This window comes from Flavobacterium sp. JAS (assembly GCF_020991455.1).
GTDB lineage: Bacteria > Bacteroidota > Bacteroidia > Flavobacteriales > Flavobacteriaceae > Flavobacterium.
The window spans coordinates 58595-82466 of sequence record NZ_JAJMOX010000017.1; the positions used below are offsets into that span (position 1 = coordinate 58595).

Genomic DNA, 23872 nt, shown 5'->3' on the forward strand with positions numbered 1-23872 from the left:
AAAGAATTATCGATTTAAATAAAGTCGTCCTTGCTTAGGAGGTTTATTGTCTTTATTAAATTGGATAACATAAAAATAAACTCCATTTGGCGCCACTCCACCGTTAAGCCCTTTGTTCTCGTAATTTATTCCGTCCCAGCCTGGTTTATCTTTTCCACCTTTATACATTCCGTTTCCGTATCTGTTAAAAATCTCGATGGTATAATTCGGATATAAAAATTCAATATTTGTAATTTCAAACAAATCGTTCACGCCATCTCCATTGGGAGAAAATCCATCAGGAATAAAGAAAGGATATTGAGGAGAATCGCATTCGATTAAAGAAACTGTTACCGGAGTACTTTGTTCAGAATAACAGTTTGTCGTTGTCGATAAATCAAACCCATAATAAATAGTTCTATTGACCAGAGGAGTTGACGAAGGCAATAAATTTCCATTATTAGGAGCATCATACCAAACCACTGTCGAAGGTGAACTTGTTTTATTAGATAAATCTAAAATTGTAGGATTATCTACTCCGCAAAAGTCAGCAACATCATTTAATACAGGTGCCGGAGTATCATTTAGGGCAACAGTAATCATCGTTGGATCAGATATACATCTTAATGTAGTCTGTCTTAAATAATAGTTTTCTGCTTTTAAAACATAAGTACTTGCAAGAGGTGTTGTTGCTGTTGCAGAATCATACCAGGTGTATTGAGCTCCTTTTGGTTCTAAGTTAGCAATGGTAGCACCATCAACTTTACAAAACTCCTGATTATTTGCAGCAGGGGCAACGGGAATTGAATTTACAGAAAAAACATCTGACACACCACTTACATCAATACTACAACCAGTGATATTATTAGTCAACTTTATAATCGAAATTGTTGTAACTCCTGTATTAATAATAAAATTGGCAGGAATTGCAAAACTGGCATTACCATTCGAAGTGGTTAACACCACCGTTTGTACTGTAGCGGTATTACTTCCAAAAAGTATATATGATAAGGTAACATCTGTTAAGGTTCCTAATCCTGAAACTGATGCTGTAACTTGTTCTCCAAAACAAACATCGGCGACTTGCATTCTCAAACTTGTGGCATTTGGCAGCGGATTTATTAAGATATTACCTTTTAAGTTTGCACTATTTACACATTGTGAAATTACATGAGTAATTGCAGTAATAGTAACAACTGAAGTTCCACTTTTTTGATTTAATATTCCCGGAACAATAAAATCATTTGAAACACCACCGACAAAGGTTAATCTTGCAATTTGCGATGAAGCATTGTTGGCTCCTGTAAGATTGTAAACAATATCATATTCACCATCTGCAAGTTTTACAGCATCTGTGATCTGGATAGTTCCATCCTCATTTTGACAAACAGTTGCAGGAGTTATTTTAGCACCCGCTAAATCCGGAATTGGATAAACAATTAATTCATCTGACAGGTTATTTATAATGTTAGTGCATTTCTTTAAACTATTTACAGCAACTATGCTTACAATATCAACCTTAAAACGACCAACCGTCTGAAAGTAACTTGAACTAATTGGGAATATAAGAACTCCGTTTATAAAGTTTGCTACTATTGTTTCTCTTCGAGCTCTTGGTCCCGAAACATCAAACGTAACATAATAAGCTCCATTTGGGATAACTGCGTTTCCTCTTGTAATAGTTACTGAATATTGCGCTGTTAAAAGTTCTGTTTCACAAATATCTGAATTTACCTGAACAATTGCACCAGTAAAATCAAGTTTGCTTTCAAGATAAATTTGAATAATAGTTTGTGCATCTGGACAGATTGTATTTGAAGAAGCAACTACGTAACTAAAAAAAAATCCGCCACTCCCAAATTTATTATGTATATTTTGTATATCAATAAAATGATCGTCATTAGAAGTTAGTTCTCCGGTATTATTCAAATCAAACCAAATTCCATTAGTATCTTCTCCTGACAGTGCATCAAACAGATCATAATTATTATAGGAGGTTAAATCATCGTCTCCACACAAAATTAAGTTATTTCCCAATCCTGATTTGGGTGCTTTTTCCACAGTCACTACAACTATTGATGACATTGCCGGACAAGTGCCTATAGCTGGCATAGTATATGTAAATTGGAAATTTCCTTCTAAATTTTCTACGTTAAATATTGAAGATGGCATATTTTGACCAGTAGTATCATTGTGCCATTTGCCATTCGATTGTGGTCCTAGACTGAGTCCGCTAAAGGCATTAAAAAGATTATAATTCCTCATATCACTACAGACTGTCACATTGGGAGAACTAACTCCTGAATAACCTCCGATAGTAACTTGTACTATAGCCGAATCATCTGTACAACCACTAACACCACTAACTGTGTATCTATAACGATAAACACCGCTCCTGCGAATAGCTTGTGCATTCAAAATACCAGTAGTAGCGTTAAGCCCTCCTGAATTGTCTACATCTGCCCAAACTCCACCGGAAACTGGTGTACCATTTAATTTTGCAAACAAATTGATTGTTTGATTGGCATTATTTGGAATATCACAAACTGTAAATACGTTATCATCGCCTGCACATTGTGCATGAATTATAGAAGGAAAAATTGATAAAAAAACAAAAATTAAAAAAATTTGTAAGAAATTATTGTAATTTTTAACCATAAACTAGTATTTTTGCATAAACTTAATAAAATATTAACGCTCGTTGGTCAAAAAAAATAATTTAACAGTTAATTTTTCACAAAATTCAAGCATACTACAAAAATATTACTGATAATCATTATTTTAATTCAAAAGAATGAATTTATTTTAATCGAATTTTTATAATTCATCTTCTAATTTAAATCTGAATTTAAGAACCAAACTATTCCTTTCGATCTCCAAATTAATCCAAAGATCATCTTCAGATTTTAATAGATTATTAATCTGTTGTAAGGTATATTTATAAGGTTTTATATTATTAATACTAACAATAACATCGCCTTTTTGTAACCCGCATTTCTCTGCCGGAGATTCTTTACGAACATTTACTATTTCATAAATTGGCTTTAATAAAAATTTATATCTAAAATCCCCATCTCTCTTTGCATTTGTTTCCATTTCACTTGCTGAATTAGCAACTTGTATAGTTTCTAAATGCACCGTTTCCTGAACCCATTGCAATCCATTATGTTGAAGTACAATACCGCTTTTGTTATAAGTAAAAGGCTCAGAAAATTTACTGTTTTTTTTAAGATATACTTTTTTATCTGCATAATCCAGAACAACTGTAAAACGTTTTAAAACCTCACCTCCTACCGAGCCAATTCGACCCGGAACCATTTTAACATTACGAACAGATACTGAATCCGGAAAAGAAACAATTGGTCTTTTAAAACTAAATTCATCTATGGTAAACTTATCGATTTTAGCTCGGTGCCCTTCGATATCGCCACTAAAACCTTTTCCTAAAAAGTCGGGGAAGTTCTTTTTGGGCAATTTGATTTTCTTATTTTCAAAAATCCAAAACGCATCGCTATTTCCAATATCAATCAGAAGTTTTGCCGGAATTTCGACATCATCTACAGTGGCTGTAGTATTAATATAAGGCTTAGATCTCTCAATAGTTATTGGTATTGATTTAAACTTTTTTTCCAGCTTATTTTTAAACTCTTCATTATTAAAATGAACAATAATCTTCTTTTTCTGATAATTAACTTCTATTAAATTATTTTTAAAAAACTTATATCCAATGATGCCGTTTACAGGAATCCCAATATGCGATGATAAATTAAACCCCTGATCCAAAATAATAAAAACCATATGGTTATTAGATCTTAAACCATGTGTTTCTAATGTATTATTTGTTGATTTTAACCCTTCGATTTCCTGTTCACTTCCTAACCCTCTCAGTTTTATTTTTTCGACATTATTAAAACTCACCTCTTGTTTTTCCTCCATACTAAACAAGATAGTTTCTTCGACTCCTGAATCTAACAAGAAATTCAACTCGACTCCGTTTACTTTTATCGGAATAAAAATGAGATTATTAATCAATTTAAAAGGAATAGTAACCTTCTTACTATTGTTTTGAATTAAAAAGTCTCCTTGAGCATTTGCTAAGAAAGATGCCAAAAGCCCAAAAAACAACATGAAATATTTTCTCATTGATAATTTTTTATTATAAAATTAGTAAATATATTGATAATTGTTACATTTTTACAAGTCCCTTTAATGTTTACGTTAAATTCGAAAAAAAAATGCAAATTTGCACTTCAATAATTAAGCTCATGCCAACAATTTCACTCAAAGGCAGAAACATGCCCGAATCACCGATACGTAAACTTGCTCCTTATGCAGATCTTGCAAAACAAAAAGGACATAAAGTGTATCATTTAAACATTGGTCAACCGGATATCAAGACACCCGAGGTGGCCATCGAGGCGGTAAAAAATATTGATTTAACTATTATAGAATACAGTCCGTCAGCCGGATATGAAAGTTATAGAAAAAAATTAGCAAAATTTTACCAACGTCAAAATGTAAATGTAAACTCAGAAGACATCATTGTTACTACAGGTGGTTCTGAAGCCTTATTATTTGCACTAGCCACAATTACAGATCCGGGAGATGAAATCATTATTCCTGAGCCTTTTTATGCCAATTACCATGCATTTGCGTCATCAACCAGTGCAACGGTAATTCCTGTTATTTCAACAATCGAAAGTGCTTTTGCATTGCCAAGCATTGAAACTGTCGAAAAACTAATTACACCCAAAACAAAAGCTATTCTAATTTGTAATCCTGGTAATCCAACAGGCTATTTATATTCAGAATCAGAAATTAAACAACTGGCAGGCTTAATCAAAAAGCATGATTTGTATTTAATCGCTGACGAAGTTTATCGTGAATTTTTGTACGATGGAGATGATGTTCATTATTCTGTAATGAATCTTGAAGATGTACAGCAAAACGTAATCATGGTTGACTCTGTTTCAAAACGTTACAGCATGTGTGGCGCAAGAATTGGATGTTTGGTTACTAAAAACAAAGATGTTTTGGCAACTGTAATGAAATTTGCGCAGGCACGTTTAAGTCCGCCTACAATTGAACAAATTGCATGCGAAGCTGCAATAGATACTCCGCAAAGTTATTTTGACGAAGTAATTTCAGAATATAAAGAACGTCGCAATACTTTAATTACCGAATTAAATAAAATTGAAGGCGTTATCGTGACTAAACCAAAGGGCGCTTTTTACTGTATTGCTCAATTACCAATTGACAATTCAGAAGATTTTGCTCAATGGCTTTTAGAAAGTTACGATCTTAACGGAGAAACTGTAATGGTTGCTCCTGCTGCCGGTTTTTACTCGACGCCAGGAATGGGGCTTAATCAGGTAAGAATTGCTTATGTCCTGAATAAAAAAGATTTAATTACTGCTGTAAACATATTAAAAGAAGCTCTTTTGGTCTACAACAGAAAATAATACTAAAAAGAATTAAACCATCAAAAGACAATAACACGCTATGTTATTGTCTTTTGTGCTTTAAAAAATCAACAATTTGGTTTTAATTTAAATTATATCAAAAAAGGAGTAATTAAATAGTAAAAACGATAGAAAAGGTTTGCTTTTTATTAATTATCTTTACCGCCTTAAAAAGAAATACCCATACTAATAGTAGTTTTTAATGACAAATAACGAAGATTTTTTAGACGAAATAGGAGACAATCATTTTAGTAGTAATGCGAAAAACCCTTTAAGACAGGATGCTTTTGACTTAACTGATGATGAAAAAATAGAAAAAATAAAAAAAGATGTTGAAAACATTCTGCAAACACTTGGAATGGATTTGACTGATGACAGCATAAAAGGTACTCCAAACCGAGTAGCTAAAATGTTTGTAAAGGAGATTTTTGGTGGTTTAAACCCTTCAAGACAGCCAAAAGCTTCAACTTTTGAAAATAACTACAAATACGGTGAAATGCTTGTAGAGAAAAACATTACTGTTTATTCTACCTGCGAGCACCATTTACTGCCAATTATCGGCAGAGCGCACGTAGCTTATATTTCTAACGGAAGAGTTATTGGTTTATCTAAAATGAACCGAATTGTAGAATATTATGCCAAAAGACCTCAGGTTCAAGAGCGTTTGACAATGCAGATTGTTCAGGAACTACAAAAAGCTTTAGGTACTGAAGATGTTGCCTGCGTTATTGATGCAAAACATCTTTGTGTTAACTCAAGAGGAATCAAAGATATCGAAAGCAGCACTGTAACTTCTGAATTTGGTGGTAAATTTAAAGATCCCCAAATAAAAAGAGAGCTTTTAGATTACATTAAATTAGATACTCAGTTCTAGTTTAATCGGGAAAACGTTAATTTGTTTAATCGCTTCATTGCAAGTCTTATATTTTCGATTAAGCGATTAAACAAATCAACAATTAAACAACAAAACATGTATACTTTTTCATTTGAAAAGTTAGAAGTTTGGCAAAACTCAAGAATGTTTATTTTGGATATTTATAAATTAACTAGTAAATTTCCATCAAATGAATTGTTCGGAATAACTTCTCAAATAAAAAGGAGCTCTTCATCAATTGCCACAAATATTACGGAAGGAACTTCGAGAAACTCGAATAAAGACAAAGCTCATTTTTTAACGATCTCCTATTCATCAGCAATGGAAACTTTAAATCATTTAATTATTTCAAAAGATTTAAATTATGTATCAGAAGATAAATATCTAGGATGCAGAGAGAAAACTGAAAAAATTAGCAATCAGATAAATAGTTTAAAAAAATACTATCTTTCTAAAGAATTACATAGTTAATAAAAACAATTAAACGTTTGCACGATTAAACAAATCAACAATTAAACGATTAAACAGTAAGAGAAAATATGCCACTATACACAAGTCAACATCTAAAAATATACAATTCACTTTCGGGTGAAAAAGAAAATTTCAACCCAATTCATGAAGGAAATGTTGGAATGTATGTTTGTGGACCTACAGTTTACAGCAATGTGCACTTAGGAAATGTGAGAACATTTATGTCTTTTGACGTGATATTCAGGTATTTTTTACATCTTGATTATAAGGTTCGTTACGTGCGAAATATTACTGATGTTGGACATATTGTTGATGATGTGGATGAAGGTGAAGATAAAATTGCAAAAAAAGCACGTTTAGAACAGCTGGAGCCGATGGAAGTGGTACAACGCTACACGGTAGATTTTCATGATATTCTAAAATCATTTAATTTCTTACCTCCAAGCATTGAGCCAACCGCTACTGGACATATTATTGAGCAAATTGAAATCATCAAAAAAATTATTGATAACAGAATTGGTTATGTAGCCAACGGATCTGTATATTTTGATGTTGTAAAATATAACGAAACCAACAATTACGGAGTTTTAAGTGGCCGAAATATCGAAGATATGTTAGCCAATACCCGTGATCTTGATGGCCAATCAGACAAAAGAAACCCACAGGATTTTGCACTTTGGAAAAAAGCAGAACCGGAACATATCATGAGATGGCCTTCACCTTGGAGCGATGGTTTTCCGGGTTGGCATCTTGAATGTACAGCTATGAGCACCAAATATCTTGGGAATCATTTTGACATTCACGGAGGTGGAATGGATTTAAAATTCCCGCACCACGAATGTGAAATCGCGCAAAACGAAGCTTGTACAGGTCAATCTCCGGTAAATTACTGGATGCACGCCAACATGCTTACTCTGAACGGTAAAAAAATGGCAAAATCTACTGGAAACAACATTTTACCTGGTGAGATTTTAAGCGGAAATAACAATATTCTAAGTAAAGCTTTTTCTGCCTCTGTAACACGTTTTTTCATGTTACAAGCACATTATAGAAGTATTTTAGATTTTTCTGATGACGCAATTGTCGCTGCCGAAAAAGGTTATAAAAGATTAATGGAGGCCGTTGATGCTTTACCAACTATTACCGCAAGTGCAACAAGCTCTATAAATATCAATTCCTGGAAACAATTGTGCTACGATGCCATGAATGACGATTTTAATACTCCTATTTTAATCGCGCAATTATTTGAGGCTGTTCGTTTCATCAATTTATTGAAAGAAGGAAAAGAAATAATTTCTGCAGAAGATCTAAAAACATTTACAGAAGCAGTAAATGCTTTTGTTTTTGACGTTTTAGGTCTAAGCGATGAGAAAGCAGCTGATGGAAATAACGATAAATTAGAAGGTGTTGTAAACATGCTTATCGGAATGAGAAATCAGGCCAGAGCAGATAAAAACTTTGCGCTTTCTGACCAAATTCGTGATCAGTTGATTGCTTTAGGCATTCAGTTGAAAGACGGAAAAGAAGGCACAAGCTTCACTGTATAATCAATTCATTTTCTAATAAATCATGAAAGTAATTACTCCATTTGTTTTATTAGTGCGCTTTTATCAAACTGCAATTTCACCCTTTACACCGGCATCTTGCAGATTCGAGCCAACATGCTCGAGTTATATGATTGAAGCATTGCAAAAACATGGATTATTTTATGGAGGTTACTTAGGAATGAAACGTATTTTGAGTTGCCATCCTTGGGGAAGAACAGGCTACGATCCGGTTCCTGAGAAGAAATGTTCACACAAACATTAACTTTTTATAAAGAGCATCTCTACTTTAAATATTTATTTTTACAACCAATAAAAAAATACAATACTACATGACACACGCCTTAAACATTGTTTGGAACCCTTCAGAAGGAATCGATTTAGGATTTTTTATGATTCGTTATTATAGCTTAATGTTCGTAATTGCTTTTGGTTTAGGATGGTTCATAATGAAAAAAATCTTCGAACGTGAAAATGAATCAATAGAAAAACTAGATTCATTATTTGTTTGGACCGTTTTAGCAACTTTAATAGGTGCACGTTTAGGACATGTTTTCTTTTATGATTGGGAGTACTTTAGAAATCATTTACTAGAAATATTTTTACCGGTTAAATTCGAACCAAAATTTGAATTTACAGGCTTTCAAGGCTTAGCTAGTCATGGTGCTGCAATCGCAATCATTGTTGCAATGTATTACTATAGCAAAATGATCTTAAAACGTCCTTTATTATGGATTTTAGATCGTGTTGTTATTCCTGTAGCTAGTGGTGCAATTTTTGTTCGTTTAGGAAATTTTTTCAATTCTGAAATCATTGGACACGAAACTAAATCTGCATTCGGAATTCGTTTTTTACACGATCAATTCAGTAAAGGCGAAGCCGTAGAAAAAACAGGAATCGCAAATCCTAAAGATGCTTATACTGCAATTGCAACAGATCCTAAATTTGCTAATTTATTAGCAGAGGTCCCAGCAAAACATCCAACACAATTATACGAAGGAATCAGCTACATCTTTGTTTTTGCAATTTTATATTTCTTATACTGGAAAACAAATGCAAGACTTAAATCAGGATATCTTTTTGGATTGTTCTTAGTTCTTTTATTTGCAGTACGTTTTGTTGTAGAATTTGTAAAAGAAAGTCAAGGCGGAATCGAAGAAGAATTAGGGCTTTTCTCAACTGGACAATGGCTTAGTATTCCGTTTATTATTATTGGTCTTTTCTTTATCTTTAGAGCACAAAAAAATCCTTTGGCAGCTTCTTAAAAAAAGGACCCAAAATACAAAACGCCCAATTATCATTGAGATATTGGGCGTTTTTTTTATAAGCGATACGAAATACCTATTTCAATATTTTTAGTATTATAACCCGCATTTTCGCTATTTATCCCCGCATTCGAAACATGTCGGGCACTTGGACGTATATCAAACCTAAATTGATTTACATTTGCTGAAACACCAAGTGCCAAAACATCTGCAAAAGCAAATCCATTAGACATTCGTTCTGTTTCCCTATCTGTGATCATTGGCCCAATACTTCCTAAAACATATATTGAAAATACTTTATCAATTGGCTTTCTTATTAAAAATCCAAGATTTAAAACATACTCATGAATGTCTTTCAATTTTGTATACTCTTCTCTTTTGTGAATATAATCATGTGTTTCAGGCTTTACAAAGTATAAATTAAGCAATTGATGCGTACCAAAGTTAACTTCAGGCTGAACCAGAATTTCATACTGAAAATGTTTCGTTTCTTTTAGCCTGTAATACAATTGAACTTTATAGAAATGATTCGTAAAAGTATAGTTCCTGTTATTAAACTCACTGCCAAAACCGTAATCAAATCCAATTGCAATTTTACTCTTTTTATCTTGTGCAAAAACTGCATTTACACTTAATATAAACAATAGAAGAAATAGTATTTTTTTAATCATAAATAAACTTTTACAGCTTTAAATATAGCACAAAAAAAAGATCCAACTTTCGTTGAATCTTTTTAATATAATTTAAGCAATTAATTATGCTTTATTGTGTTTGTCTTCGATTGTATGTTTATCATCTTTAGAAATCGTATCAACCAATACTGGTGTAGCGATAAATAATGAAGAATAAGTACCTACAACAATACCAATTAACATTGCAAAGATAAATCCTCTAATAGACTCTCCACCAAAGATAAACATCGTCAATAATACAATGATCATCATTAATGACGTATTCAACGTTCTTGATAATGTAGTATTAATAGAAGCGTTTACGATATCTTCAAAACTACCTTTACGGTTTCCAATAATAAACTCTCTAATTCTGTCAAATACAATTACAGTATCATTCATAGAGTAACCAATTACGGTAAGGATTGCAGCAATAAAGTGCTGATCCATTTCCATGTGGAAAGGCATGAATTTATAACATAAAGAGTAGATTCCCAATACAAAGATTACGTCATGCGCAACAGCTGCAATCGCACCTAATGAATATTGCCATTTACGGAAAGAGATCATTAAGTATAAGAAAATAACTGCCATCGCACCAAGAACTGCCCAGTAAGAGTTAGTTTTGATATCTTCAGAGATAGAAGCTCCAACTTTAGAAGATTGTAAAACTCCAACTTTTTTACCGTCAAATGTGTTAGTGAATTTCTCATAAGTAACATTAGGGAAATATTTCGCCAATGCATCATATAATTTTTTGTTCACTTCTTCGTCAACAGCAACACCGTCTTCTTTAATTTTATATTTAGTTGTGATTTTCAATTGATCATCATCACCTAAAATTTTAGCTTCAACCGGAGTTCCAAAAGCAGCAGATAATTCATCTGATACTACAGTAGCATCGATTGGTTTTTCAAATTTAACCTGGAATGTTCTTCCTCCAACAAAATCAACACCTTCATCTAATCCGTTTACGAAGAAGATAGAAACTAAACTTACAACAACTACAATAGAAGAGAAGATATAAGTGAATTTTTTGATTTTAATAAAGTCAAAGTGAAAATTAGTAAACCAGTTTTTAGTAATGTTTGTAGAGAAAGTTAAATCTCCTTTTCCAGCAATATTTCTATCGATGAAAATTCTAGCAATAAAGATTGACGTAAACAATGAAGTTACGATACCAATAAGTAATGTTAAAGCGAAACCTTTAATTGGTCCTGTTCCAAAAATAAACAAGATAGCACCAGTTAAAACGTGAGTAACGTTTGCATCAATAATAGAACGCATTGCTCCGTGCCATCCGTAAGAAGCTACAACAGCCTCAGATAATGATTTACCTTCACGTAATTCTTCTTTTGCTCTTTCAAATATAATAATGTTCGCATCTACCGCCGTACCCAATGTTAATACGATACCTGCAATACCTGGCAATGTAAGTACAAAACCAAAACTTGCCATAATTCCAAACAAGAAAAGTAAGTTTAATAATAATGCAAGGTTAGCATACCAACCCGCTTTACCATAATAGAATACCATCCATAAACAAACTAATAAAAATCCAATTACAGATGACATAGTACCTGCATCAATAGCAGCCTGACCTAAAGATGGTCCTACAACTGTTGATTGAATAATATCTGCAGAAGCCGGTAATTTACCTGCATTCAAAATGTTAGCTAAATCTTTAGTTTCAGCAACGTCAAAAGAACCTGTAATTTCAGATCTTCCACCAGCAATTGGTCCACTAGTTACTCCAGGAGCAGAGTAAACTACGTTATCCAAAACAATAGCAATATAACTTTTTTGAGAAAAAGCTCTTCCTGTTAATTCTTCCCAGATTTTTGCACCTTGACTGTTCATTTGCATAGAAACAGCTGGTTTTCCTAATTGGTCAAAAGTATCTTTTGCGTCAGTTACAACACCACCAGCCATAGCAGGAGTATTATCTCTGTTTCCTTTTAAAGCATATAATTCTACAGCTTCAATATCTTTTTGTTTAGCATCTTTAATAGTAGTTGGTTTACTCCAAACAAATTTTGCATTGTGTTGGTCAGCAGCCAATAAGATTCTAATATCTTGTCTTTTTAAGTATCCATTGATAATTGCAGTATCTTTTGGAGCGAAGTAACCTAAAACCGGTCCACCACCTTGACCAATCATTTTGTCAAATAATGGATTGTTTCCTTTTTTAGTATCAACAGAATCTTTAGCATCAGTTAATAAAGCATTCAATGAATCTTTAGCAACAGTTTTAGTTTCTGTTTTTTTGATTTCAGTCTTTTTAAGTGCTTCGTTAGCAGCAACTAAAAAGTTTCCAACTTCTTCAATTTTATAAGTTTCCCAAAACTCTAATTGAGCTTTTCCACCTAATAATTTTTTAATTCTATCAACATCTTTAGCACCTGGAAGCTCTACTAAGATTCTTCCTGTTTCTCCTAATTTTTGGATGTTTGGTTGTGTAACACCAAATTTGTCGATACGCTCTCTTAATACTTTGTAAGCACTTTCAACAGACTCATCAACTTTTCTTTTGATTACTTTTTGAACTTGTGAATCTGACATTTGAAAATCAATTCCACCTTCACCTTGTAAACCTCTGTTTGCAAAAATATCTGGCGAAGCTAATTTTGTAGTTCCTCCGTTTGAATTTGCTTCAAAAGCTTCAAAAAACTTATTTAAATAGGTTTTGTTTCCTTCTAAATTTGCACTTGCATCAGCTAATGATTTATTAAATACCGGATTTTTAGAATTGTTTGCTAATCCTTTTAAAACGTCTTTAATAGAAATTTGAAGAATCACGTTGATTCCTCCTTCTAAGTCAAGACCTTTATTTAGTTGTTTGTTTTTTACTTCATTATAAGTAAAATCCGTGAAACCAAGATTGTAAACTTTTACTTTACCAATAGAATCTAAATATTTTAGCTCTTTATCAGGATTATCTCCTGCAAAAGCTTTAGCCTCACTTTTGACACTGTTTGCCACATAAGTGAACGAAAGTTGGTAAATACTTACCAATGCAAATAGAATTGCGAAAAATTTAATAAGTCCTTTATTCTGCATTATTACTAAAAATTAATTATGTTTTATTGTTTGTTTTTTGTTTTAAAGTCCCATAAAATAAGCCCTGACATGAGTTTTTAAAACTAAAAAATCGAGATCACGAATTACAACATTTTTTTTAAACCGAGCAAATATATAATTAACGAAAACATTAACCAATTTATTTATTAATTAATCTTAAAAAAAAGACTGCAAAAGTGCAGTCTTCTCCTTTTTTTTCGAAAATCGTTATACTAAAATCGATTTTAAAGCATCATTCATACTACGAACTGCATCTGCACTTTTAGCAAATAAAGCTTTTTCCTGATCGTTTAATTTGATGTCTAAAATTTCCTCAATCCCGTTTTTACCTATTATACAAGGCACTCCTATACATATATCGCTTTGTCCATACTCACCTTCTACAAAAACTGAACAAGCAATCATTTTCTTTTGATCGTTTAAGATACTGTCAACTAAATACGCCACAGAAGCTCCTGGCGCATACCAGGCAGATGTTCCTAAAAGACCTGTAAGTGTTGCTCCTCCTACCATTGTATCGGCAGCCACTTTTTGTAAAGCTTCTTCTGAAAGAAATTCTGTTACAGGAATTCCGTTATATGATGCCAAACGTGTTAAAGGAATCATAGTTGTATCACCATGCCCACCGATAACCATTGCAGAGATATCATTTGCAGGTTTATCAAGAGCTAATGATAGATATGTTCTAAAACGAGAACTATCTAACGCTCCACCCATACCAATAATTCTGTTTTTTGGTAATCCTGTAGCTTTTAAAGCTAAGTATGTCATAGTATCCATTGGATTAGAAACTACAACTATTATAGTATTTGGAGAATGTTTCAGTACATTTTCAGCAACTGTTTTTACAATTCCTGCATTTATACCTATTAATTCTTCGCGAGTCATCCCTGGCTTTCTCGGAATTCCTGATGTAATAACTACTACATCACTTCCGGCAGTTTTAGAATAATCGTTGGTTACACCAGATACTTTGGTATTAAAACCAGTATTTGTTGCACATTGCATAATATCCAACGCTTTCCCTTCGGCAAAACCTTCTTTAATATCCAACAACACTACTTCGCTTGCAATTCCTCTATAAGAAATAACATCTGCACATGTAGCTCCAACATTTCCTGCTCCTACAATGGTAACTTTCATATTTTATACTTTATCGGTTATTAATTAATTCGTTTATTTTATAAATCGACAATTCGCTTAATTGTTTAGTAAATTTAAACAATTAAACGAATTGTAGTATTAAATTTTATTATGCATCGATGTTTGCGTAAACAGCATTTTTCTCGATAAATTCTCTACGTGGCGGTACCTCATCTCCCATTAACATTGAGAAAACTCTATCGGCTTCAGCCAAACTATCAATAGTTACCTGACGTAAAGTTCTGAAGCTTGGATCCATTGTAGTTTCCCACAATTGCTCTGCGTTCATCTCTCCAAGACCTTTATAACGTTGGATAGCTGCACTTCCTCCCATTCTCTCATTCGCCTGATCACGTTGAACGTCATTCCATGCGTATTCTTTTTTGTTTCCTTTTTTAACTAAGTATAAAGGTGGCGCTGCGATGTAAACGTGACCTTCTTCGATCAATTCTTTCATGAAACGGAAGAAGAACGTTAATATTAAGGTAGAAATGTGACTACCATCGACATCGGCATCACACATGATGATTACTTTATGATATCTAAGTTTTTCAAGATTTAATGCTTTACTGTCTTCTGCTGTACCAACGGTAACTCCTAAAGCAGTAAAGATGTTACGAATCTCTTCGTTTTCGAATACTTTGTGGTGCATCGCTTTTTCAACGTTCAAAATCTTACCACGTAATGGTAAAATCGCCTGAAAGTTACGATCACGACCTTGTTTTGCTGTTCCACCAGCCGAGTCTCCCTCGACAAGGTAAACCTCACATCTTGCAGGATCCTGCTCAGAACAATCTGAAAGTTTTCCTGGCAATCCACCGCCACCCATAACGGTTTTACGTTGTACCATTTCACGTGCTTTTTTAGCAGCGTGACGTGCCTGAGCAGCCAGAATTACTTTTTGAATAATGATACGGGCATCATTTGGATTTTCTTCCAAATAATTCTCTAACATTTCTCCAACAGCCTGAGAAACCGGAGAAACTACTTCTCTGTTTCCTAATTTTGTTTTGGTTTGTCCTTCGAATTGTGGTTCTGCAACTTTTACCGAAATAATAGCTGTTAATCCTTCACGGAAGTCATCTCCCGCAATTTCGAATTTCAATTTATCCAACATTCCGGATGCATCAGCGTATTTTTTAAGGGTTCTTGTTAAACCACTTCTAAAACCTTGTAAATGCGTTCCTCCTTCGTGTGTATTAATATTATTTACGTAAGAAAAAATATTCTCTGTATAACTTGTATTATAAATTAAGGCAACCTCAACCGGAATTTCTCCTTTTTCGTTATCCATGCTAATAACGTGAGAAATAATTGGCTCACGGTTACCATCTAAGTAACGAATGTATTCTTTAAGACCTTCGTCAGAATGAAATACTTCAACTTTAAATTCGCCTTTGTCATCTACTTCTCTCTTATCAGTAAATGTAATTGTGATTCCTTTGTTTAAGAAAGAAAGCTCACGCATACGAGCTGATAACGTATCATAAGAAAACTCTGTAGTTTGAGTAAAGATCGTATCATCAGGATAGAAAGTCTGACGTGTACCTCTTTTATCAGTTTCTCCAATTTGTTTAACCGGATATAATGATTTTCCTCTTTCATATTCTTGCTCATAGATTTTACCGTCTCTAAAAACAGTAGATTTCATATGAATAGAAAGTGCATTTACAACCGAAACCCCAACACCGTGTAAACCTCCTGAAACTTTATAAGAATCTTTGTCAAATTTACCTCCGGCACCAATTTTAGTCATTACTACCTCAAGTGCCGAAACACCTTCTTTTTTATGTAAATCAACTGGAATACCACGACCGTTATCTTCAACTGTTACTGAACCATCTTCGTTAATTGCAACACCAATAGTATCACAATGTCCGCCCATCGCCTCATCAATAGAGTTATCAACAACCTCATAAACCAAATGATGTAGCCCTCGAACTCCCACATCTCCAATATACATCGATGGACGCATTCTTACGTGCTCCATTCCTTCTAATGCCTGAATACTATCTGCTGAATAATTGTTCTTCTTGATTTCTTCGCTCATATAATTTATTCTAAAAAATGTAATTATTGTCTAACACGCAAATATATAAAAACGCAAATTATATATCCGTTAAAATACGACTTAAAGCAGTTAAGTTATCAACACAATTGGCTAAAAAACCAAAAAATAAATCCCAAATTCCAAAAATTAGTCTCTTTATTAAATAAACTCCAATTTTTTCAAATTCCAATTTTTTAAATTCCAAATTCCAAAAGCTTCAAATGATCCAAAAAAAATCCGAAATAACAGTTTAATGTTATTTCGGATTCTATAATTTACTCCAAATTGGAATTTGGAATTTAAAAAATTGGAATTTTACAACTTATGATTTCTTATTAAAATCTCCTGCATAAATTGAAGTCATTTTTTCTAAACTAAGGTATTTTCTCAATACAGCATTTACGTCTTCTACTTTTAAAGCTTTTACTTTAGCTTCAAGATCATCGTAATCCTCTAAAGGAATTCCGTATTGAAGATAGCTGTTTGTCAAATTAATCAACATCATATCGTTTCCTAATCTTGTTTTTCTTTCGTTAAGCCAGCTGCCTAAATTTGATTTTAATTCTTCGGCTGTAAATCCGTCTTTTAATGCTTTTGCAATTTCTTCTTTAGTTGCTGCTTCAACTGCACCTTTTTTCGTTGGATTCAAGAAAGCATAATACTCCCAAAAAGCAACATCGTTAGTGACTGGCACATTAATAAACGAACCCGCTCCATAACTAATTCCTTCTTTTTCTCTTAATCTCATTGGGATTCTTGCACTTAAAAATCCACCGCTTCCTAAAATTTCATTTGCCATAACAAATGCAGGATAATCAGGGCTTTTCACATTCATTTTAAAAGCGATTTTTCCAGTTGCTACCGCATTTTCTTTATCCGGAGTAACATAATCTTTATCTAGCTTTTTAGTTTCTGAGAAAGTTGGCAAAGCAAGAACATATTTAGACTTAGAATTCCATTTTCCAAAAGTATTTTCAAGAATTTGTCCTGTTTCTTTAGCGTCTAAATCTCCAACAATAGTTCCTAATCCGTTATTTCCTCCAAAAATATTGGTATAAAAATCAACGATTTCAGATTGTTTTATTTTCTTGTAAGCCTCAATTTGTTCCTGAGTTGTTGATGTATAAAAAATACTTTCTTTTGGGTAATTTGATGTTAGTCTTGAAATCTCAATAAATGCAATTGACCTAGGATCGTTAAGATTTGACTCCAGATAAGTATTATACTCACTTATTGTTTTTGTAAGCTCGTTTTCAGGAAAAGTAGAATTAACTAACAAATCTCCTAAAATATCCATTACTCCTTTAAAACTTTCTTTGTATGTATTAATACTAATCGATAAAGTCTGACCTGAATAATCAAAATACAAACTTGATTTTAACTGATCTAATTGGTCACTAATTTGCTCTTTTGTTCTGGTTTTTGTACCCGTTTTCATTAATTGAGCAAGAATAGATCCTACATCTTCTTTACCTGCCAAATCCTTTTCATTACTTACCGGAAACTGAAAAGTTGCCTGAACTTTTCCTCCTTTAATTTCCTTTTTGATTAGTCCATATTTTGCGCCATTACTCAACTTACCTTCTACAAAATTTTGTTTTAAATTTTTAATAGAAGCCTCAAATGAAGCAGCTTCTTTTTCTAAAGCTTTTCCTTTGTAATCTTTCGTTAAAGCTACTATTTGCTCATCAGTATATTCAACAGGTTTTACTCTTTGCTCATCTTTAGACGGAATAAATACTCCAACCGTTCTATTGTTACTTCTAAAATATTTGTCAGCAACTCTCTGAATATCTTCTTTAGTCAAATTTTCGACCGCATCTCTATACATAAAACCTAATCTGTAATCTCCAGCTCCAACAATTTCAGTAAGATTTATTGCAAACGAAATAGTATTGTTTTTTATACCATCAAGTTGTTTTATAATTTTTGCCTTAGCTCTGGTTACATCTTCGTCAGTATATTTAGTCGATGCAATTTTATCCAACTCTGCTCTCACTAAATCTCTAGTTGCTTTAATGTCTTTATCATTTGGAACCGCAACTCCAAAATACACATAACTAGCATCTCTTGTCGTTGGCTGCCAATAATAAATACTCGACACTTTTTGAGTCTCAATTAATGATTTATACAAATATCCAGATGGATCTGAAGTTAGAATTTCTCCCAAAGCATCAATCGCAGCATAATCCTTGTCTACATAAGCCGCCGTATGATACAAAGCACCTACATTTTTACTGTCTCCGGCTCTGTTAAGCTCCACAAATTTCTCGCCATCTTGTGCAGGTTCAACTGTATAAGTCTTATCCAGAACTCTTTTAGGTTTTGGAATAGCTCCAAAATATTGCCCAACATATTGTAACGCTTTTTGCTCATCAAACTTACCAGCAATTATCAAAGTTGAATTATCCGGTTGATAATATTTTTCATAAAAAACTCTAAGCGTACTTGCTTTCACTCTTTCTATATCTTCTTTACTTCCAATAGTGCTTTTCCCGTAATTGTGCCACAAATAAGCCGAAGAAAGTATTCTTTCCTGCAAAACACGATCGGGATTATTCTCTCCAATTTCAAATTCGTTTCTTACCACAGAAAACTCTTTTGATAAATCCGCTTGCAAAATAGTCGCGTTTATCATACGATCTGCTTCCATTTCGATACTCCATTTTAGATTTTCATCATTTGATGGAAAAACTTCGTAGTAATTAGTTCGGTCAAGCCAAGTTGTTCCGTTAGCATTTCCGCCTTTATCAGAAAGCATTTTTTTAATATCTCCTAAATTCTTGGTACTTTTAAAAAGCATGTGCTCTAACAAATGCGCCATACCTTTCTCGCCATAACCTTCATTTCTTGAACCCACATTGTAAACAATATTTACAACCATATTGCTTTGAGAAGCATCTGGAATCAAAAGGACTTTTAGTCCGTTATTCAAAGTATATTCCTTAACACCTTCTACGTTTTTAATGTATTTGGGTGCTTCAGATTTTTGTGCATAAACTGAACTCAATGAAGCCAATGAGCAGTAAAAAATTCCACTTAGCAATAAGTTTCTCATAAATAATAGTTAATGGATTAGTTAATTTTTGGTAATCAAATATAGTATTTTTCTTAAACACGATACATCAATATTAACTTACTTTTAGTAATTTACGACAAACCTCAATTGCAAAATTAGCCTCATAAAAAAATCCGAAACGACATTATAAATGCTGTTTCGGATCTTATCTTTTATTATTCGAATTCCCAGTAGAATTCAAACATTGGAATTTGGAATTTTAATATATTGGAATTTCTCTACTTTAAACTGTCATTCCTGATTTTACAGTTTCAAAATTTCCTTCTTTGTGAGCCGCGTTTGCTCTTCCGCTTGGATCTTGATTTTCCTGCCATTTCGGAATCCATTTACGAACCGTTTGCGCAGCGCTAATTTGTGGATAATATTTATGAAAAATAGATCTGTACAAATACGCTTCTTTTGTTGTTGGAGAATTATACGGAAATTCAGCACTTGCTCCCGCCAACTGTTCGTCTGAAATTTGAGTTGAACAATGTTCCATCAATTCATCAATCCAATTGTATCCAACACCATCAGAAAACTGTTCTTTTTGACGCCATAAAACATCCTCTGGTAAATAAGGGTTTTCAGGCGTATCGAATGCTTTTCTTAAAATATATTTTTCGATACCTTCATAAGTTTTTGGTTGCTTTTCTTCTGGTTTGATACGAATAGTAGCATCCAGAAACGCAGTATCCAAAAACGGGACTCTAGTCTCTATACCATTTGCCATTGTAGATTTATCTGCACGCAATAAATCGGCTGTAAATAATTTTTGAACTCTTTCGATTGTTTCTTTCTGAAATTCTTCTGTCGATGGTGCATTTCTAAAATACAAATGACCTCCAAAAACTTCGTCAGCTCCTTCGCCGGAAAGAATTACCTTAATCCCTTTTTCAGCAATTGCTTTTGATAACAAATACATTGGCACGCTGGCTCTAACCGAAATTATATCGTAAGTCTCTATATCGTAGATTATCTTTTCTAAAAGCTCAATTCCTTCTTTAACAGAAAAATGAATTTCATGATGCTCCGTACCCAAAAATTCAGCAGCTCTTCTTGCCGCTTTCGCATCTGGCGCATCAGCATCTAAAGCAATTGAAAACGAATGAAGTGTTTTTCCGCTATCTTTCAACAAACGCGAAGAAACCGCAGAAATCAATGAAGAATCCAAACCTCCTGAAAGTAAAACTCCAACAGGCACTTCACTCATTAAACGCTTACCAACAGCTTCTGTAAATGTATCTCTGATCGAATCTAAATTAAGATCTTTTGTAGCATTTTCATAATCCTCATATTCCGGTTGGTAATATTTTACAAATCCTTTTTTTGGTGTATAATAATGTCCCGGAGGAAAAGTTGAAAATGTTTTACATTGATCCGCGATCGGTTTCATTTCAGACGAAAAATAGATTCTTCCTCTTTCATCCAAACCATAATACAAAGGTTTTACCCCAATCGGGTCACGTCCTGCAATATAGTTGTCGCCATCTATAACTACAAAAGCAAAATCTCCATCAAGCATATTGCAAAAATCGTTTCCAAATTCTTCGTACAAATGCACGATCACTTCTGAATCTGATTTTGTTCTAAAAGTATGATCTTTAAGGACCGTATCTTTTAATTCCTGATAATTATAGATTTCACCATCATGCACCATCCAGGCTTTTTTAGTTCCCTGAATAGGCTGTCTACCAGACTTCAAATCAATAATCGACAAACTTTCATGACTGATTATGCTGCCATTTTCCATAATTTGCAAATCATTTTCATCAGGACCGCGATGTGACATTCTTTTAGAAAGCTCTTTTACGAGTTGCGGGTCTTTTCCTTTACCAATAACGGCTAATAATCCAGACATACTATTCTATTTTTTATTTATTCTGTTTTCCAGACACGTCCCAAATGACATGTATCAGGTATAAAAATCATTGTAATTTGCAGGAAATTAAAAATAAAATTCTGCTTCCTTCTCTTAACTGCTTTATAATCAAAGCAATTTAGCGTTAATTCGACGAATGTCAAATATAAAAAAGTAAAGTTAAATAATTACCGAAAAATCTTTTTAAGTAACTGAAATTATATAATTTAACAATTTAAGACAAGAAAAACGTCCTCAACCGAGAACGTTCTTCTGCAATTAATATATACTAATTCTAATAATTCAACTTCTATACTTTAGCGTAAGCGTCATCATGAACACTTGCCACAGCTCTTCCTGATGGATCGTTCATGTTTTTGAAAGCCTCATCCCACTCCAAAGCAATTTTTGTACTACAAGCCACACTTGCTTCCTGAGGTACACATAATGCTGCTGCATCGCTTGGGAAATGTTCTGCAAAAATTGAACGATAATAATATTCTTCTTTAGAAGTTGGTGTTTGCAACGGGAATTTAAATCTAGCATTTGCCAATTGTTCGTCCGAAACTTCTTTGGCTACCACTTCTTTCAAAGTATCAATCCAGCTGTATCCAACTCCATCTGAGAATTGCTCTTTTTGTCTCCATGCTACACTTTCCGGCAACATATCTTCGAATGCTTTACGAACTACCCATTTTTCCATCGGGTGTTCTTTGTTGATCATCTTATCTTGCGGGTTGATTCTCATCGCCACATCCATAAATTCTTTATCTAAGAACGGAACACGACCTTCAATTCCCCAAGCAGCTAAACTTTTGTTCGCACGTAAACAATCGTACATGTGTAGTTTTCCTAATTTACGAACGTTTTCTTCGTGAAATTCTCTTGCGTTTGGTGCTTTGTGGAAGTATAAATAACCTCCAAATAACTCATCGGCACCTTCACCAGAAAGAACCATTTTGATTCCCATTGACTTAATAACTCTCGCCATTAACCACATTGGAGTCGAAGCTCTAACTGTAGTAACGTCATAAGTTTCTAAGTTATAAATTACATCACGAACAGCATCTAAACCTTCCTGAATTGTGAATTTAATTTCGTGGTGAATTGTTCCAATATGTTTTGCAACAACCTGAGCAGCTGCTAAATCAGGAGAACCTTCAAGTCCTACTGAAAAAGAGTGCAATTGCGGATACCATGCATCTGTTGTATCATCTGACTCAATACGTTTTTGCGCAAATTTTTTGGCTACAGCCGAAGTAATAGAGGAATCTAAACCTCCCGAAAGTAAAACTCCATAAGGAACATCACTCATTAATTGTCTGTGAACCGCAGCTTCAAGCGCTTTTTTGATTTCAGGAATACTTGTTTCGTTATCTTTTACAGCATCATATTCTGTCCAGTCTCTTTTGTACCATTGTACAAATTCGCCGTCTTTGCTTGTCATATAATGTCCTGGAGGAAACAATTGAATTTTAGTACAATATCCTTCCAAAGCTTTCAATTCAGAAGCTACATAAAAAGTTCCATGCTGATCCCAACCAATGTATAATGGAATAATTCCCATGTGGTCACGAGCGATAAAATACTCATCTTTCTCAACATCATAAATTGCGAATCCGAAGATTCCGTTCATTTCATCTATAAAGTGAGGTCCTTTTTCTTTGTAAAGTGCCAAGATAACTTCGCAGTCACTTTCCGTTTGAAAGTTATATTTTCCTTCAAATTGTTTACGCAATTCTCTGTGGTTGTAAATTTCACCATTCGCAGCCAAAACCAATTTTTTATCTTCTGTAAATAAAGGTTGTTTTCCTGAAGCTGGATCTACAATTGCCAAACGCTCATGAGATAAAATTGCTTTATCATTGCTATAAATTCCGCTCCAGTCCGGTCCACGGTGACGAATGATTTTTGACATCTCTAATACTTGAGGTCTTAAGGTTTCGGCTTTTTGTTTTAGATCAAAGGCACATACGATTCCACACATAACTATATATTTTTATTTTAAATTTTAATTTGATAAGGCAAAGATGCAGTAATGGTTACAATTGAAAAACACAAAACACTATTTCAGTTATAATTTAAAACCACAAATCAACATTTACATATAAAATGTAAAATTTTAGCATAAAAAAAAGCCTGAAACTTAAAAATTTCAATTTTGGGCTCAAACAAAGCAAGAATCGTAAGGTTTTAAAGAAATCTTTGAGTTAAAATTTGAATTATTTCAAAATCAATAGAAGATTCCTAAAGAGAAGAATAAAAGCTGTTCAGAAATTGTAGTTTTCTCCAATCTTGTCATTTAGTTGAGCACATTTCCTCACTCTGTTTGTCATCCCGAGGAACGAGGGATCTCCGCAAGCAGCTCGACAAAGATTGACGATTTTGATTGTGGAGTTCCTTGTGGAGATCC

The 23872-nt window shown here is 33.4% G+C and carries 15 protein-coding genes; 6 read left to right on the forward strand and 9 right to left on the reverse strand.

Going from position 1 to position 23872, the window contains the following annotated elements:
- Window positions 1-6: 6 nt before the first annotated feature.
- Both LPB88_RS21980 and LPB88_RS21985 read right to left on the reverse strand, forming a co-directional pair.
- Complete coding sequence (locus LPB88_RS21980; protein ID WP_230717809.1) at window positions 7-2637, reverse strand: gliding motility-associated C-terminal domain-containing protein; 2631 nt, start codon at window positions 2635-2637, stop codon at window positions 7-9.
- 159 nt (window positions 2638-2796) lie between these two features.
- Window positions 2797-4122: a PDZ domain-containing protein gene (locus LPB88_RS21985; protein WP_230717810.1), complete on the reverse strand. Its 1326-nt coding sequence runs from the start codon at window positions 4120-4122 to the stop codon at window positions 2797-2799.
- A gap of 122 nt (window positions 4123-4244) precedes the next feature.
- On the opposite strand from LPB88_RS21985, the gene LPB88_RS21990 reads away from it, so the two are divergent.
- The 6 genes from LPB88_RS21990 to lgt all read left to right on the forward strand — a co-directional run bounded on the left by LPB88_RS21990 (window position 4245) and on the right by lgt (window position 9595).
- Entirely contained in the window at window positions 4245-5441 is a 1197-nt protein-coding gene (locus tag LPB88_RS21990; protein ID WP_230717811.1) for a pyridoxal phosphate-dependent aminotransferase, read from the forward strand.
- Window positions 5442-5643: 202 nt separating this feature from the next.
- Window positions 5644-6315 (forward strand): GTP cyclohydrolase I FolE, encoded by a 672-nt coding sequence (folE, locus tag LPB88_RS21995; protein WP_230717812.1) that lies wholly within the window; start codon window positions 5644-5646, stop codon window positions 6313-6315.
- A gap of 96 nt (window positions 6316-6411) precedes the next feature.
- Entirely contained in the window at window positions 6412-6786 is a 375-nt protein-coding gene (locus LPB88_RS22000; RefSeq protein ID WP_230717813.1) for a four helix bundle protein, read from the forward strand.
- Window positions 6787-6854: 68 nt separating this feature from the next.
- Complete coding sequence (gene cysS / locus LPB88_RS22005) at window positions 6855-8333, forward strand: cysteine--tRNA ligase (RefSeq protein ID WP_230717814.1); 1479 nt, start codon at window positions 6855-6857, stop codon at window positions 8331-8333.
- 22 nt (window positions 8334-8355) lie between these two features.
- Window positions 8356-8595 carry a membrane protein insertion efficiency factor YidD gene (gene yidD, locus LPB88_RS22010; RefSeq protein WP_089353350.1) on the forward strand — a complete coding sequence of 80 codons (240 nt, stop codon included), beginning with the start codon at window positions 8356-8358 and terminating at the stop codon, window positions 8593-8595.
- 67 nt (window positions 8596-8662) lie between these two features.
- Entirely contained in the window at window positions 8663-9595 is a 933-nt protein-coding gene (lgt, locus tag LPB88_RS22015; protein WP_230717815.1) for a prolipoprotein diacylglyceryl transferase, read from the forward strand.
- A gap of 56 nt (window positions 9596-9651) precedes the next feature.
- Here the strand turns inward: lgt and LPB88_RS22020 are convergent, their stop codons facing one another.
- The 7 genes from LPB88_RS22020 to asnB (LPB88_RS22050) form a co-directional block, all read right to left on the reverse strand.
- The gene (locus tag LPB88_RS22020) at window positions 9652-10266 is read right to left on the reverse strand and encodes an acyloxyacyl hydrolase (RefSeq protein ID WP_230717816.1); all 615 of its coding nucleotides are present in this window, start codon (window positions 10264-10266) and stop codon (window positions 9652-9654) included.
- Window positions 10267-10350: 84 nt separating this feature from the next.
- On the reverse strand, window positions 10351-13326 hold the full coding sequence (gene secDF / locus LPB88_RS22025) for a protein translocase subunit SecDF (RefSeq protein WP_230717817.1): 2976 nt from the start codon (window positions 13324-13326) through the stop codon (window positions 10351-10353).
- Window positions 13327-13554: 228 nt separating this feature from the next.
- Window positions 13555-14490: a malate dehydrogenase gene (mdh, locus tag LPB88_RS22030; RefSeq protein ID WP_230717818.1), complete on the reverse strand. Its 936-nt coding sequence runs from the start codon at window positions 14488-14490 to the stop codon at window positions 13555-13557.
- A 109-nt stretch (window positions 14491-14599) separates the two neighbouring features.
- Window positions 14600-16540 (reverse strand): DNA topoisomerase (ATP-hydrolyzing) subunit B, encoded by a 1941-nt coding sequence (gyrB, locus tag LPB88_RS22035; RefSeq protein WP_230717819.1) that lies wholly within the window; start codon window positions 16538-16540, stop codon window positions 14600-14602.
- 322 nt (window positions 16541-16862) lie between these two features.
- Complete coding sequence (locus tag LPB88_RS22040; protein ID WP_230717820.1) at window positions 16863-19598, reverse strand: pitrilysin family protein; 2736 nt, start codon at window positions 19596-19598, stop codon at window positions 16863-16865.
- Window positions 19599-19842: 244 nt separating this feature from the next.
- Complete coding sequence (asnB, locus tag LPB88_RS22045) at window positions 19843-21459, reverse strand: asparagine synthase B (RefSeq protein ID WP_230717821.1); 1617 nt, start codon at window positions 21457-21459, stop codon at window positions 19843-19845.
- Between the two features lie 310 nt (window positions 21460-21769).
- Entirely contained in the window at window positions 21770-23446 is a 1677-nt protein-coding gene (asnB, locus tag LPB88_RS22050; protein ID WP_230717822.1) for an asparagine synthase B, read from the reverse strand.
- Window positions 23447-23872 lie beyond the last annotated feature (426 nt).

Excerpts from the sequence above, each read along its gene's own strand:
- LPB88_RS21980 (WP_230717809.1), bottom strand. The coding sequence starts at position 2,637 with ATGGTTAAAAATTACAATAATTTCTTACAAATTTTTTTAATTTTTGTT.
- LPB88_RS21985 (WP_230717810.1), bottom strand. The coding sequence starts at position 4,122 with ATGAGAAAATATTTCATGTTGTTTTTTGGGCTTTTGGCATCTTTCTTA.
- LPB88_RS21990 (WP_230717811.1), top strand. The coding sequence starts at position 4,245 with ATGCCAACAATTTCACTCAAAGGCAGAAACATGCCCGAATCACCGATA.
- folE (WP_230717812.1), top strand. The coding sequence starts at position 5,644 with ATGACAAATAACGAAGATTTTTTAGACGAAATAGGAGACAATCATTTT.
- LPB88_RS22000 (WP_230717813.1), top strand. The coding sequence starts at position 6,412 with ATGTATACTTTTTCATTTGAAAAGTTAGAAGTTTGGCAAAACTCAAGA.
- cysS (WP_230717814.1), top strand. The coding sequence starts at position 6,855 with ATGCCACTATACACAAGTCAACATCTAAAAATATACAATTCACTTTCG.
- yidD (WP_089353350.1), top strand. The coding sequence starts at position 8,356 with ATGAAAGTAATTACTCCATTTGTTTTATTAGTGCGCTTTTATCAAACT.
- lgt (WP_230717815.1), top strand. The coding sequence starts at position 8,663 with ATGACACACGCCTTAAACATTGTTTGGAACCCTTCAGAAGGAATCGAT.
- LPB88_RS22020 (WP_230717816.1), bottom strand. The coding sequence starts at position 10,266 with ATGATTAAAAAAATACTATTTCTTCTATTGTTTATATTAAGTGTAAAT.
- secDF (WP_230717817.1), bottom strand. The coding sequence starts at position 13,326 with ATGCAGAATAAAGGACTTATTAAATTTTTCGCAATTCTATTTGCATTG.
- mdh (WP_230717818.1), bottom strand. The coding sequence starts at position 14,490 with ATGAAAGTTACCATTGTAGGAGCAGGAAATGTTGGAGCTACATGTGCA.
- gyrB (WP_230717819.1), bottom strand. The coding sequence starts at position 16,540 with ATGAGCGAAGAAATCAAGAAGAACAATTATTCAGCAGATAGTATTCAG.
- LPB88_RS22040 (WP_230717820.1), bottom strand. The coding sequence starts at position 19,598 with ATGAGAAACTTATTGCTAAGTGGAATTTTTTACTGCTCATTGGCTTCA.
- asnB (WP_230717821.1), bottom strand. The coding sequence starts at position 21,459 with ATGTCTGGATTATTAGCCGTTATTGGTAAAGGAAAAGACCCGCAACTC.
- asnB (WP_230717822.1), bottom strand. The coding sequence starts at position 23,446 with ATGTGTGGAATCGTATGTGCCTTTGATCTAAAACAAAAAGCCGAAACC.